The sequence below is a fragment of the Microcoleus sp. FACHB-SPT15 genome, from assembly GCF_014849525.1.
In the GTDB taxonomy this organism is placed as follows: Bacteria; Cyanobacteriota; Cyanobacteriia; order Cyanobacteriales; family Coleofasciculaceae; genus Symplocastrum; species Symplocastrum torsivum.
Map to the genome: position 1 here is coordinate 1 of NZ_JACJNU010000071.1, position 15,408 is coordinate 15,408.

8 protein-coding genes are annotated in these 15,408 nt (G+C 46.0%); 1 reads left to right on the forward strand and 7 read right to left on the reverse strand.

Translation table 11 applies throughout. The annotated features are described in order from the left end of the window. Positions 1-301: 301 nt before the first annotated feature. From H6F98_RS31905 to H6F98_RS31915, 3 genes are all read right to left on the reverse strand, one after another. Positions 302-4,201 (reverse strand): filamentous hemagglutinin N-terminal domain-containing protein, encoded by a 3,900-nt coding sequence (locus H6F98_RS31905; protein ID WP_313929980.1) that lies wholly within the window; start codon positions 4,199-4,201, stop codon positions 302-304. 199 nt (positions 4,202-4,400) lie between these two features. Continuing rightward, positions 4,401-4,562 carry a hypothetical protein gene (locus H6F98_RS31910; RefSeq protein WP_192222768.1) on the reverse strand — a complete coding sequence of 54 codons (162 nt, stop codon included), beginning with the start codon at positions 4,560-4,562 and terminating at the stop codon, positions 4,401-4,403. Next, the gene (locus tag H6F98_RS31915) at positions 4,563-4,703 is read right to left on the reverse strand and encodes a hypothetical protein (RefSeq protein ID WP_192222769.1); all 141 of its coding nucleotides are present in this window, start codon (positions 4,701-4,703) and stop codon (positions 4,563-4,565) included. It abuts the gene before it with no gap. 314 nt (positions 4,704-5,017) lie between these two features. Between H6F98_RS31915 and H6F98_RS31920 the strand changes: the two genes are divergently transcribed. After that, positions 5,018-5,503 (forward strand): DUF1622 domain-containing protein, encoded by a 486-nt coding sequence (locus tag H6F98_RS31920; RefSeq protein ID WP_192222770.1) that lies wholly within the window; start codon positions 5,018-5,020, stop codon positions 5,501-5,503. 251 nt (positions 5,504-5,754) lie between these two features. Here the strand turns inward: H6F98_RS31920 and H6F98_RS31925 are convergent, their stop codons facing one another. From H6F98_RS31925 to H6F98_RS31940, 4 genes are all read right to left on the reverse strand, one after another. Next, positions 5,755-6,897 carry an IS4 family transposase gene (locus tag H6F98_RS31925; RefSeq protein ID WP_192222793.1) on the reverse strand — a complete coding sequence of 381 codons (1,143 nt, stop codon included), beginning with the start codon at positions 6,895-6,897 and terminating at the stop codon, positions 5,755-5,757. Positions 6,898-7,299: 402 nt separating this feature from the next. After that, a complete protein-coding gene (locus H6F98_RS31930; protein WP_192222771.1) occupies positions 7,300-7,929 on the reverse strand; it encodes a response regulator in 630 nt (209 codons plus the stop codon). A gap of 6 nt (positions 7,930-7,935) precedes the next feature. Then, a complete protein-coding gene (locus tag H6F98_RS33840; protein ID WP_192222772.1) occupies positions 7,936-9,357 on the reverse strand; it encodes a response regulator in 1,422 nt (473 codons plus the stop codon). Further along, entirely contained in the window at positions 9,354-15,347 is a 5,994-nt protein-coding gene (locus tag H6F98_RS31940; protein ID WP_192222773.1) for a hybrid sensor histidine kinase/response regulator, read from the reverse strand. Before H6F98_RS31940 ends, H6F98_RS33840 begins: the two co-directional genes overlap by 4 nt. Between the last annotated feature and the right edge of the window lie 61 nt (positions 15,348-15,408).

The following is a 15,408-nucleotide window of genomic DNA, read 5'->3' on the forward strand; positions in this document are numbered from 1 at the left end:
GAGTTCAACAGCTCATTCTCAACAATCCTGTCAATAAGCTGACATCTTGGCGTAGGTTAATGGGGTAGAAATCTTGACTTATCAAGCTTCCAGCTTACTCGTCACCCCTTCAGGGCTATATTTCTTGAGATCGATTGTGGTGTTCCTGGGAGAGGAACCCCTGTGATTACTTGTTTAATTCTTCAACCAACTGCACTGCCGATGAGCGAATAACGAGGCGAGCGCTTTCCCCATCGCTTTGTTGGTCTGATACCTTTTCATTACCGACTTTGCCAGACAGACTCGCTAAAACAAGGGAAGTTTACGAACCATCGCAATTAACTGGCTGTCCCCAGTGATTGGAGGATGTCACATTAGCCGCACTTGCCGTGAGAATGACCTGACCATCAGGTAAGGTCACCCACCCAGTCGCTTCCACTAATGCTGATTTAGTGCTGGCTGGGTTAGCTGAAGGCGGTAAGGTTCCATACTGAGGAGTATTCGGCTGGCGGCTAACTCCAGCCGGAGTGCGCCAGTCACGCCAACGTGGGTCATCGCCTAAGGCTTGTTGAGGAGTAGGTGGCAACCCCCCACGACCCGTGACTATGAAAGAACTGCCTTGAACATCTCGACAGCCAGTAGAGATCGCACCCGTTGCATCGACTACCTCTGTCGGCAATTCGGCTAGCCCTCTTGAGGGGTCAATCCCTGGTGTGATGATGGCGACTGTGCCACTAAACTCCGAAGTGATTCCCGTGGCAGTAATGTCGCTCAAGGGAGTCAGTTGCTCTTGAAACTCGATGCCAAAGATGCCATCCGCTCTCACAGTTACATTACCGCCCCGGAAGTTAGCGGAATTGGCGCTGATGTCACTATTTTCCGAAGGCACAGCAACCAAGTTGTCTGTATAGATGCTGATGTCGCCACCGGGAATGTTGCTGCCAGTGGCGTTGGTCGTGATGCTACTGCCATTTCGTAAGAGTATTAGGGACGAGCGTAAATTGATATCTCCCCCACCTCCCGAAGTGTCTGCCCGAATTTTGCCCCCGTTGTCGAGATAGATTTGATTAGCATCCACGAATAAGGAACCAGCACTGCCTGCGCCGGAACTGCTGACTGTCACTTGTGCCTGGTTTTGAATGTTCAGGATTCCGGTTTGTAGATTTAAGTTTCCACCCATACCACTGCCACCCGTCTCGGCGGCAATAACGGAACCATTACCTGTGAGAGTAATGGACTCTGGAGCAGTAATCGTTAGCTCTCCACCATTACCACCGGCCTCTGTAGAGGCAGAAATTTGTGCCCCATCCTGAAGGTTTACCCTCACACTTTGCCCGTTTCCGAGTGGCTGAATGGTCAAGTTGCCTGCATTGGCATCACTGGTGGTTTCGGCAAATAGACCACTGGTTGCCCCTGATAGCTGTAGGTCGGGAGTATTCACTGTGATGTCACCAGCACGACTGCCACTCGAAGTCGTGGTCAGCAGTCGTCCGCCACTGCTCAAACCCACTGTGTCGGCACTGACGGTAATATTGCCCGCGTCTCCCTCTCCAGAGGTGGAACCCGACAGTTGAGCGTTATTGAGGAGTGAGAGAGATCGCGCTGTGATTTCAATATCGCCGCCCTTGCCGACTCCCGTTGTCGAGAGCGTGCTAGTCGCTTCTGCGCCATCAAACGAGACGCTATCACTTGCCTGAATCTGGATATTCCCTGCCTCGCCTTGTCCTTGAGCGGTCGTGTTGATTCTCCCAGAGTCGAAAACCGAGAGAGAGCCTGTGGTGATGATTACATCCCCCCCGCTTCCGACCGAGCTTGACTCCGCAGAGGTAGTCACCCCACTAGGCAGCCTATTAATAACTTCACCCAAGCCATTGATATAACTAGAGGCTGTTCCACTAATTTGTATAGAGTCACGAGCATTAATGGTGACGCGACCGGCATTTCCCTGCCCTTGGGTGGAGGTATTCACGGCTCCCCCGTTAGTCAGAGACAGCGAGCCAGTTGTAATATTAACATCTCCTCCTTGACCAACAGTGCTTGCACCAAACACTCGTGTAAAGATAGTGCTGGGGTTATAGCTGAAACGGGTAGGGATAGGGGATGTACCGTCTAGGGAAACGCGATCGCGAGCATTGATATTCACACTGCCTGCATTTCCCTGTCGAAAGGTGTCGGAATACAGGCTAGAGCCATTGGTGAGGGAAAGCGATCCTGTAGTGATGTTGATACCGCCTGTGAGATTGATTACATTACTGTTATCCAAAGAAATGGTATTGTAGGCATTAATGTTCACACTGCCTGCATTCCCCTGCTCCAGCGTGTAGGAAGACAGTTGAGAATTCGTGAGCGAAACGATATCGCGGGCATTAATGTTCACACTGCCTGCATTCCCCTGCTCCAGCGTGTAGGAAGACAGTTCAACATTGCTGAGCGAAAGAGCCCCCGTGGTGATGTTGATGTTGCCAGCGTTACCGATGCCCCCTCTATATACGAGACTGCGTATCTCACTACCACTGCTAGGAAAAGTACCGCTGCTATCCAAAGAAATGGTATCGCGGGCATTAATATTCACGCTGCCTGCATTTCCTTGTCCATACGTGTCGGCATATATGCGAGAAATAAGACCCGTGAGAAAAAGAGAACCCGTGGTGATGTTAATATCACCAGCATTACCGACACCCGTTGAACCTACAATATTGGCTACAAAACTGTCATCCAAAGAAACGAGATCGCCCGCTGTTAGGTTGATGCTGCCGAGACTTCCCTGTCCAAATAATATGTTTCGCAAGATGCTATTATCGCTGATTGTGATAGAGCCAGTTGCATTCAGCTCCAGATCTTCCGAACGGGTACCAGGTAATCTCGAAGGGCTGGGAATTGCCATCTCAAGTACACTTCTGGAGATATCAATGTTTCGAGCCAACATTTTAATACTGCCATTAGCTCCTATAGCGTAAATACCACTACCATTCCTCAAGGAGACATCGGCTCGCGCTAGCTGCTCGGAAAAACTCAAAGCTATGTTGTTGCCATCGACATTCAGCCCAACCATTCCTGACCCGGCTACTCCTCCTAACTCGACTCGACCACCCAGAGCCTGCAAATTTGACTCTTGGATAGTGACATTACCGCCCACAAGCGCTAGAGTTTTGCCCGGTTGAACCTGAAGCGGGGCTTGGGGAGCGAGAGTAATCGTATAAGTACCGCTGCCAGAGCCGTTATTCGCATCCCACTCACTCAAGGGTAACCCTGAACCGGGTCCCTTAGCCCCTGATGCGTCAAAGATGGAACCCTGTGGACTACGGGGGTTGTTATAGTAACTGGAAATGCCTAAGTAATAGGTACCAGAGACAGCTGGCGTGAAGGGTGTGATCGAGGGTGAGGGTACAGTAGATTGCCGACTGAGGAGACGGGCGCCGTTGGCGGAAACAGTGTCATCGTTACTCTCTAAGCCCAAACTACTGTCATCAAACAAGAACAACTGGGTATCCACATTGGAGCCATTCACTGTACTCGCCCTGAAAGGCACACCTTCTGTTAGGAACAGTTGGTACAGGTCAATATCATTGGCATTGTCCAAATTACCAGATATAGCGTTAAAGCTTGTTCCATCAGTCGCGCTGTTGACAGCTTGGGCTGTATCGGGCAGCTGACCGGCATCGCCCACTTCAGTAAACGCCTTCTCAGTAACAGGAGTCTGCACAACGATATCTCCTTGCGTACCATTGAACTGCAAGCCTATCGGTACACTGATGGTCAGCAGGGGAGGAGCCGAGGGATTTGTTGCACTAAACTCTGTACCATCAGCGAACTTGATGCTACTGGCTGTACTCGCCACAAATGAGCCACCAAGCTCCAATCTGGCATTGAGTCCAAAGATAATCCCATTCGGGTTAATCAGAAAGAGGTTGGCATTGCCGCCAGTGCTACCGAGCGTTCCCAGGATGTTGGACGGGTTAGCTCCCGTCACCCGCGTTAGGATATTCACTATCCCCACGGGGTTAGTGAAATAAACTGAGCGTCCACTACCAATGTTGAATTCCTGAAAACTGTGGAAGAGATTAGCGCCCCTGGTTGCTCCACCATCAATCTGGTCAATTGTCGGAGTCAGCGGTGTGACTGTAGAATTTTCACTCCCTAATGTTGTGTCCGGGACAAGCTGGGCAAAAGCACTTTCTCCCAAGGAGCCAATGAGCGCTGCTCCCATCACCAGAGAACTCACCCGTATAAGCTGGCATCTTACTTGTATCAAAATAGAAGTCACGTTGGTTTACTTCTTGAAAAATGTAGCACTATAAAACCCACGTTTCATCGGTGATAACATCGAAGGTTTTGCCGAAGTTAAGAACTTTAAACAGAAAAATTACGACGGCACTGGTCAAAGCCAAAGCTCACTCATATTGAGCGCACACTAGCATCTGCTAACGCCTGTTGTAATAGGCGAATATCACTAAAGTTTTGTACTCTTGGTAGCTCAAGACAAAGCCAGCATCAAGGCTTACCTGTCCATCGCGTGCATTGCCTAACTCAATTCGCCCTTGCTCTGCCGTCAGCGTGCCACCATCAATGTCTATATCCTCCAATCAAGTCAAGGCAAAGGTCTGACCTACTGGTACCCGCAAGCCTGCTGAACTACCACGCCTTGCACCTCCGTCAATCTGAAAATTGAGATTGCCCGTGACTTGCGATCGCACTCTGGGATTTTTGTTTGCATTGGGATGCACTACTCTTAAATTGCATCTTAACTTGAAAAACTTGACTGTTCTAAATCAAATGAAAGTTGAAGAATAAAGACAACTGATTTAAAGCCTTGTGAACTACATAGGCAACTCATCAGACCATCAAGAAGAATAATTAAAAACTCTCCTGAGTCGGGATGTAAGTTAACTCTATACTCTTCAACTGTCCACAATCCGAATGCTCTTAATGTGCCAAGGGTAAGGAACAAAAATGTGCCAAAGTCCTGACTGACACAGAACATGGGTCAGAGTGTCTGATGAAATTTGAGTCTGTTGTTAGATAGAAGTCATAACTACCAATGAAACAAGAGCGTTTCCTCGAATCACTCGTTGACCTGTTGCTACCTCTGGGACTGATTTTTGGACTGGTACTTCTGTTAAGTCTTAATGTTGGAGCAGGTACGTCAGGAGAAAATGTAGCTAGTCTTTTGGAACCATCGCTCAAACTGATCGCAGGTTATTTGTCAGCAGGAGCAGAAATTGCAGCGGCAGTTGTGATTGGGATGGGTGTGATTCGGGGAATCTGGGACTACCTGCGGCAATTATTATCGCGTTCCAGACACCATGTAGATGCGACTGAAGATATTCGTCTGAAACTAGGACGAGTGCTGTCATTGGGGCTGGAATTTACAGTAGCCAGCGATATCCTCCGCACCGCAGTTGCACCAACCCGCCAGGAGATTTTGAATTTAGGAGCGATCGTAATGCTGCGAACACTGTTGAACTATTTCTTAGAGCGTGAAATCAGGCAGGGAGAGCTGCTGGCTCATTACAGTAAGCGATAACCCAGGCACTGTGATCGCTCCCGCTCCTTCTCTATTTTCCTGAAGGGGTGACGAATAAACTGAAGGCTTAATGAAGCAAGCTTTCTACCGCCTTGACCTTCAAAAAGATATCAGCTTATTGACAGGGTTATTGAGAATGAGCGATTGCACTCCCTGTTCTTGATAATGATAATCATCGCCAAGGAGAGGGTGGGCGAGGTATACCTCGCCCACCCTGAGAGACTTATTTTCCTCTTCAAAAAATCGGGGAATTAGAAAGCTGTTTGAATTAGAGCCATCGCCCTCAAACCTTTTTGAAAGAACGCTCGCTTATTCGGTCGAATCATCATCAAATCCCTCACCCAATCGCTACAAGATTCTAGGGCAGCAATCCACATCTGTCCGTACAAACCCACCCAGAAATTGCTGTGCCGTCGAGTAATTCTTTTCAATTCTTTCAGACGACCTATATATTTTTGCTGTCCTTTGGACTTAATTGATTGCCCTTGTAATCCAGCACAAGTATAAGCGAGTGCAATTAAAAGAACTAGGCTCGTCAACCGTTCAACAGAAGCCTTTGAATCTTCTAGATTGTAACCACCACTTTTACAATCCTTGAACATAGCTTCAATGCCACTCCGAGCTTGATAAACCTTTATTGCCACTTCTAAACTCTTCAGGTTAGTGAGGATATACCATCCCTCATGTGAACCTTGACCTCGATACGTTCGCTTCCAGTAGGCGGCAAGAGAAAACTGACCGAATCCCTTCTTTTTTGTAAAGTTGACTCCCGTCAAAAACAGCTTCATCCCTGGGGCTAAACCCAGCTCACTCAATTTTTGGTAGTCTTGACCCTTGCGCTTAATATAATTCCCCTGCTTTTGGCGTAGGGCAAAGTATACCTTCTTGTGATTGAGCCAATAAGCCAGCTCAACCGAGCGAAATTCTCTGTCCCCAACGACGACAATTTCATAATCCTTGAGCAAGCGTAACACGGGACGTAGTAGCGCTTGCTGAGTAGCTAAGTTGCTACTGCCTATGTGTGGGAGAAACTGCCAATAAATAGGCCAAGCTCGCTTATCCCAAATAATGCTGACAACAAATAAATTGTTTTGCTTCCATTGCGTTCTATCTACGGGAAGGATGACTTGAGTTCCCGGTTGAATTTGTGTTAAAAGAATACTCTTAATTAGAGGAAACCATAACAAGGGAATACTTAGCTGTGGTAAAGCTAGAAACCTTTGTACATGACGACGGCGGCTTTCATACAGAATGGGCAAAGGTAAACAGGCGGCTAATCTTTCAATTCGTACCTGTTTATGAAATTGCAACAGCCACACTAGCATTTCTAAGCTGAGCAGCTGAGATGCTGAAAGTTGAGACTTGAGACAGTCGAGATACAATTCGGGAAGCATTTTTTGTTGAGCGGTCTTGTTAAAAACAAAGAACCGCTCTTTTTTACCATGAAAGTTAAAGCGGCATTCTAAAAATATCCAGGGAGGGCGAGGTACACCTCGCCCTCCCACCCCCTCCGACATGATTATCATTATCAAGAACAGGGCGTTCAACAGCTCATTCGCAACAAGCCTGTCAATAAGCTGATATCTTTCCGTAGGTTAATGGGGTAGAAATCCTGATAAATCAAGCTTTCAGCTTGTTTGTCACCCCTTCAGGGGTGCGATCGCTCACCTATCAAGCACCAACACCCATTTTTATCAGAGGCGAACCTAATACCTCAAGTCCATCAGAAATTAAAAGAGGCAATTGCTTCTTTCCAAGAAGCTTTCATCTGAATTTTTTCTCGCTTGCTCTCCTCACTAGATACTAACTATCCCTCGCTTCAGCGCCACGACGATTGCTTGGGTGCGATCGCTAACTCCCAATTTACTCAAGATATTGTTGATATGGTACTTGACGGTACTCTCAGCAATACACAAAGCAGCACCAATCTCTTGAGTACTCTTGCCAGCTACCATCAGACGGACGACTTCCAACTCGCGATCGCTTAACTGGGGGTTGCTCAATCGCTCCGCCAGCTTGGCTCCTATATCAGGCGGGATGTATTTTTTACCACTGTGAACCGTGCGAATCGCTACCAGAAGTTCGTCAGGTTCAGCATCCTTGAGCAGATAACCCTTTGCGCCTGCCCGAAGCCCCCGATAAATGTCTTCATCACTATCGTAGGTGGTCAGCACGATAATCCGAGCATCGTCAAATTCAGTGCAGATAGCAGTAATAGCAGCAACACCATCCATTTGAGGCATCCGCAAATCCATTAACGTTACATCGGGCTGATGTTGGTGGAACAGTTCCACGGCTTGGCACCCATCATGGGCTTGTCCGACAACAGTAATATCTGCCTCGCATTCGAGCAACGCCACCAACCCCTGCGCTACGACGGGATGATCGTCGGCAACCAAGGCGCGAATGATATTTGACTGATTCACCTTCCCCTACTCCCTGTTGATCGATAGGACAACTTCCGTTCCTCGTCCGGGTTGACTTTGGATTGTTAGCTTTGCGCCGATGCGATCGGCACGTTCTGTCATTCCCATTAGACCAAAACCGTTTTCGACAGAAAAACTGTCGATTTCAAACCCCTGCCCATTGTCTTTGATTCGCAAAATAAACTGCGTTGTCTCATACACCAGTTCAATTCGGATTTCACTAGCTCTGGCGTACTTAAAGGCATTGGTCAATGCTTCTTGTCCAATTCGGAGTACATTATTTTCTACCTCTTGAGGCAGGGGATATGCCTCGCCCACCACTTCGCAGATGGTGTGCGTACTGGAATGGGAAAACATCTGTGATGACAGGCGACGCAGAGCGCTGCATAAGTCACCATCCTCCAACAACTTCGGACGCAGTGCTTCCACTGAACGGCGGGCTTCGGTGAGTCCAGAGCGAGCTAAATCGCGCCCCACCTTTATATGTTCTTGTGCTACTACCGGATCTACCGTAATTTTGCGTGAGGCGGTTCCCAAGTGAACGATGATGCCTGTGAAGGCTTGCGCTAGGGTGTCGTGAATCTCTTGTGCAATGCGGTTGCGTTCTTCTAGCAAAGATGCTTCTTGTGCCTGTTTGCGGTCGCGTAGCGCAGCAGCAAGCCGTTCGCTGATGTCCTGACCAATCCCAATACTCATACCATTAGAAAGCCGAATATTTGCCCAAGATGTGTCCAGATGACTTCCATCGCGAATCCTGGCTTTCAAGTCTTTCCATTTCCCAGTAGCGGGAAACATATGTTCCAAAACTGAGGCACGATACTCTGGGTCAGGAAACCATTCTGCTACCAGATCGATGTTTTCTAGTTCTGCATGAGACCATCCCGATACACGTTCTAACTCTCGATTGACCCATCGAACCCGCCCGTTGGCATCATAAAGAGTTACCATTACCGGAATATGGTCAAAGATCGTTTGCAAGAGTTCTTTCTGCTCAGTTAACCGTGCATTTTGCTCTAAAAGTTGCTTAGAGAGCCGACTAATCCGCAATTGAGTCTCGATACGAGCCAACACTTCTTTGGCTTCAAAAGGTTTTGTGATGTAATCTACTCCACCCAAGGAAAATGCTTTCACTTTGTCGAACACTTCATGCACGGCGCTGACGAAGATAACTGGAATATCTCTAGTTCGTTCATCGGCTTTTAGCTTTTCACAGACTTGATAGCCATCCATTTCTGGCATCAGAATGTCCAGCAAAATCAGGTCAGGCAAGGTTGATTGAACAGACATCAAAGCCAGTTGACCGTCCGGTATGAGGCGTACTTTATACCCTTGCTCAGACAAAATTCCGCTTAAAAGATCCAAATTTGCAGGGTTATCATCAACGATTAAAATATTCCCTTTTAGAGAAGGATTTTGAGGATTACTCATTTTAAATCGGCGGCAGATTGAGTTAAATGTAACAACTGCTTGTATCGGAAATTGTTAACCAATGCAGCGAGGGCATTAGCTAGAGGTTTATTTGAAGAGCGGATTTGGTCGATGAGAGTCAACATTAAATCTTTATCACCATCGATTATGGCTTGGTAGAGATTAGCTACTAGAGCGGGAGGCAAGGCAGCTATGGCATCGGGAGTTATAGCATCCGTATCGTTTTGGGTTGAAGTGGGTGGGGCGGCGGGTTCATCGTAGATAAAGCTCACTCCGAGATGTTTTCGTAGGGCATCAAAGATATCGGCGTCTCTAAAGGGTTTGCGGATAAAATCATCACAACCCGTGGAAAGGATAATCGCTCGTTGTTCCTCGAAGCTACTAGCCGTCACAGCAACTATTGCTGTAGCTTGACCTTTAGTTGTGGCTTTAATGCATTTGGTTGCTTCATAGCCATCCATCACAGGCATCCGCATATCCATTAAGATGATGTGCGGTGAGCAGTTTTCCCAAATTTCCATCCCCTGTTGACCGTTAGTCGCTTCGAGTAGTTCAAAGCCGAGGGGGGAAAGCAGCCTGATTAGCAGTTGTCGATTGTCCCAGCGATCATCCACAATCAGAATGCGATAGGTTGGCTGGTTGGGTTCGAGACCAACGACGCGGCGGGTCGGTTGCTGGTTGTTGCTCTGAGCTGTTTCAACTACGCTAACAGTAATGTCAAATTTGAAAAGGCTACCATGCCCGACTTGGGAGCTAACCGTCATTTCACCTCCCATCAGTTGCACGAACGAGCGTGCGATCGGCAATCCTAAACCCGTCCCTTCTTGCGATTGTTGACCTGTTGTTGTTTGCATGAAGGCTTCAAACAAGCTATCTAGCTCTTCTTTTGCAATACCAGCTCCGCTATCCTCTACTTCAAACTGCAATTGGTATTTGGCATTTGGTAATTGGTCATTGGAGCTATCTTCCCCATTACCGATTACTGACCTTACCCTTACTGATACGCCCCCTTCACAGGTAAACTTAATCGCATTATTGAGCAGGTTAATTAATACTTGACGCAACTTGACTTCATCCGTGCGTACAAATTGGGGTACGTCTGGAGTCCGCTCAAACAGCAACTGTAACCCCTGATCCTCAGCCTTGAGTTGGAACATATCTTCCAAATCATCTAAGAGGCGATGGAGGTCGAAAGATGTTTCGTTGAGCGTCGTGCGTCCAGCCTCGATTTTGGATAAATCTAAGACTTGGTTAATCAGGCTGAGCAGGTGTTCTCCACTGCGGGTGATGATACCCAGGTTTTCTTGGTGTTCGGAGGGTAAGCTTCGCGAGCGACTGATTAATTGAGAAAAGCCCAGAATTGCATTGAGAGGAGTACGCAGTTCGTGGCTCATGTTTGCTAGGAAAGTACTTTTGGCTTGGTTTGCTGCCTCCGCTAGTCGAGTGGCTTCGGAAAGTTCGGCAGTACGTTGAGATACCTTTTGTTCCAACGAACGGCTGTATTCCCCTAACTGGGTATAGAGGTTGGCATTTTCAATTGAAATGGCGGCTTGTGAAGATAACAGATTCAAGACTTCCAATCGCTCTGGTGTAAAGGCTCTAGCACTCAGATTATTTTCCAAGTAAAAAAGTCCGACCAGTTTGCCTTGATTGAGTAGTGGCGCACACAAGATAGATTTGGTTTGATGCTCTTTAATGTAAGGCTCATCAGTAAAGCTGCCTTCACGGGTGGCATCATTCAAGACTAAACTTTCTTTCGTGCGAACGACATAGTTAATGATTGATGCGGGTAGGTGGTTGTCAATCGGAATTGACTGCAAAACTTTGGTGGTATAGTCATCTACACTTGCTGAAGAATCCACCTCACTCCTAGCTTCAATCACCCATTCGCCGTCTTTGTGCAAAATTAAACAGCCTGTTTGCGCCCCAGCATTCTCGATTAGTATCTGGATTAATGAACTGAGTAACTGCTCTAGCACAATTTCACCAGAAATCGCTTGGGAAGCTTTCATCACCGTCGCTAAATCCAAGGCGTCTCCCGAACTATTACCAGTGGTCGTTCTAGGATTGGTCGTGCGCGTGGAAGTTGTGCGAGTCAGACTCGGAGATTGAGTCATTAACTGCGGGTATTTGGTTTCTAAATCTTTGACCTTTGCCGTCGCTCCCCAGCGTTCATAGCAATAGTGAGCTTCCTTCATGTAAGTTTGGGCAATCTTTTCTCTACCCCGAAATAAGTAAAATTTGGCAGCTAATTCATAGGCTAAGGCTTCTTCTTGAAGATACTCATTGTCTTTTGCACCAAGAATTGCTTGTTCGTAGAATTCTTCTGCCTCAAAAAAATTACCTAAAATTCGCGCTTTTTCAGCTTCCACTAAATCATATTTGTGTTGAAAATTAGTTGGAGCATGGCATGACCATTTCTGCATCTTTTCCTGGTTGCTTATTATTCTTAGCAGCAGACAATCTCGTTCTGAGGAAGAAACAGACTGACATGATTGCATCTGAACTAAAGAGTCGTAGAAATAGAATACAGGTACTGAAAAAGCTCCTACTACTCCATCTAAATAAAGTTCAGCTTGAGAAGCATACTTTACGGCTTGTGAGCCATCTTCAAATAAATAACTTAAAATAAGCTTGTATAAGTATACATAATAGAGATGAGATCTATCATTCGCTTTAATATGAATTGGTATAAATTGGTCTTCATTATAATAGCTACCAAGTAAACAATCTGGATCTTCAACCTGCTCTATTAAATTGCAGATAAATTGCTGCAATCTAAAAAGATAATTCAGAATATTTTGCTGTTTAATTTGAGTCAGAATATCAGTGTAAAGTTTTACTTCTGATTCAAGTTCAGTTAATTCTAAACCAGCAAAATGTGAAAACAGACACTTAAACACTATAGAATATACACCCCATTCTAAATCGCCGGTTTCCAGCCCAGTCTCAAATGCCTCCTGTAGTAAGGGTAAGGTTTGTCTAACATGATCTTTACAATGCACGATAAACGCTCCAAGTATCTCTAAGACCTTACACTTGAGTTCTTGACTATCTAACCGCTCAATCAAGCTAAGTGCTAGTTTTCCAAATTGATAAGCTCCTTCAAAATCTCGCATTAATCCATTGAGAATTAGCCCACCATAAGCAGCATAGGCAAAAGTTGAGAAGGAAGTATTTCCATATCGGACAGATAAATTTAGCTGTTCTAACACAATCAGCGGTAGCAATGTAGGAGCGGCTTGAAAGGTAGCTCCAACTAAGCTTGATAAGATTTGCATAGCAGCTAGTTTATCTGGCTCTCTCATCAATGGCAACTCCAGCAACTCTTCTATATTGATGCCACTAAAGTATTGTGCTGTTTCTTCTAATTGCCTTTGAACATCAATTTCTGTTGGTGTTTCTGGCAGAGCTATCCCCAGCAACTCTAAAACTTCTAAGCCAATTTTAATTGCCTCTTTTTGCCTGCCTTGCGCCATGCAAGTTTGAATTTTAGTTTCATAAACTTTTATTTTATCCAGAACAGTTGTTGCATATTTTAGAACAACAATCGCCCATGGCTCCACTTGTTTAAAGTCTCCAGACAAGTATGCTGCTTCTGTTGCTTCCTCGTGCAGTGTCAAGGTTAGAGCATACTGAAAATGCCAGCTATTGGCAGCTAGTAATTCTATTCCTATAGTTAAATATTGTAGCGCAGCACTAGGAGCTGATGCTTTTTTAGCTTTTTGACCTGCGATTAGATTCAGCCTGGCTACTTTATCTCGCTCCTGTTGCTCCGTGATTAGATTACGACCTAGATTAAGGTGATCGACTACCTTAAATAAGTTATGAGGTAGGGTTTCAGGTTCGCCACTTTGCAGTAAGAGATAACCAATTTGTAAATGGACAGGTTGTTGTTGCTCCTCTGCAATTAGCGCATAAGCCGCTTGCTGCACTCGGTCGTGGAGGAATTTATAATCCTGAACTACTAGCTGTTCATCCAATTCGGATATAGTCAATATCAAGCCAGACTGCACTGCTACCACTAGCTCAGAAAAAACTTCTTCTGGTGTTTTTTTACTAATAATAGAGAGAGTATTTAAGTCAAATTCAGCCCCAATACAAGCGGCTAGTTTTAAAATTTTCTGCGTGAAATATGGGAGATCTTTCAATTTCCCAATCATCAACTCCACCACATTTTCAGTGATATTTTTGTCCTCAATTTGAGTGATATCCCATCCCCAGCTTAGAAGTTCAAAATCAAAAGTCAGTAAGTTTTCGGTGTACAGTGTTTTGAGAAACTCATTAACAAAAAAGGGATTCCCTCCGGTTTTACGAAGTACCAATTCTGCCAAGGGTTTGACCGTACTGATTTCACTGTGCAATGTGTCGGCAATCAGTTGTGCGATCGCCCCTAGCCCTAGAGGTGCTAACGTAATCCGACTAATTGTTGCTCCCTCTTTTGTTAGTCCCTCCAGCATCATCATCAAGGGATGCGATGGGTTAACCTCGTTATCCCGATACGCTCCAATCACAAATAGGTATTGCGTATCTGCATCTGTCATCATCAACTCGATCAACTTTAGTGTTGCCGAGTCTGCCCACTGTAAATCATCGAGAAAGATAACTAAGGGATGTTCTTTTGAACAGAACACCCTGATGAACTTTTGAAAAACTCGATTAAAACGATTGAGAGCTTCAGTTGCTCCCACTTCTGGTACAGGTGGCTGCTTACCAATAATCAGTTCTACTTCCGGTATGACATTGATAATAATCTGCCCATTCGTTCCCAAGGCTGTTAGGAGTTTGTTGTGCCATTGTTGGAGTTGGTCTTCCGGTTCGCTCAAGAGTTGCCGTACTAATCCGGCAAAGGCATTGACGACAGCCGAGTAGGGAATATTGCGCTGGAATTGGTCAAATTTACCAGCAATGAAATAACCGCGCTTTTGGGTAATCGGTTTATAAATTTCTTGGACTAGTGCTGACTTGCCGATACCGGAATAGCCGGCAACCAACAGCAATTCTGCTTGCTTTGCCTCTCCTGTAGCTATTCGCTCAAATGCAGTTATTAACGTCTCAACTTCTGCTTCTCGTCCATACAGTCTTTGCGGGATTTGAAACTTGTCAGCGATATCTTGATTACCCAATCCAAACGTGGCAATCTGGCCCGTTGTTTCTAACTGCCGTAAACATTCCGACAAATCCGCTTTGAGTCCCCAAGCACTCTGATAACGCTGTTCGGCATTCTTTGCCATCAACTTCATGATGAGGTCTGAAACGACTCGTGGTATGTCTGCATTTACCTGATGCGGTGGAATCGGCTGTTTGGCAATATGACAATGCACCAATTCCAGAATATCCGTTGTCGTAAACGGCAGTTGTCCTGTGAGCAGTTCGTAGAAGGTGACACCCAGAGAGTAAAAGTCCGTGCGATAATCCAGGGTTCGGTTCATCCTTCCGGTTTGCTCGGGCGACATATAGGCTAAGGTGCCTTCTAAAACATTGGGATTCTTAAATGTCGGGTTGGTGCGAGTTAATTGGGTGGAAATGCCAAAGTCAATGATTTTGACAATCCCAGTTTCTTCTTTGAGGACGATATTGCCTGGGTTAATGTCTTTGTGGATGACGTTGACAGCATGAATCCTCCCCAGAATCTCTGTAATCTTGTTCGCGAGGCTCAAGAATTGGGCTAAGGGAACAGGACAATACACTTGGGGTGATTCCTGCATCCATTTGGCTAAGGACTCCCCGCCAAAGTCCTCTAACAGCATCACTAGACTTCGCTGATAATTTTGTTGACTGTAAACCTTAATGGCTCCTTCTATGTTGAGCGAGCGCGTAATTTCATATTCCTGCTTGTAGCGGGTGAGTTCGGTTGGGCTAGGATAATCTTCTTTGAGTATCTTGAGGATGACAGGTGTGCGATCGCCTTCTCGTATCCCTCGATAAACCAGCGAATTAGCGCTTTCGTAGATTTTGGCTTTTACAGCAACTTGAGGTAGGGAAATCATTCGTATCACTGTGTAAGTGGGCAAGGGGAACTTTCGATATCTTGCTGGCAACTGAGAATCA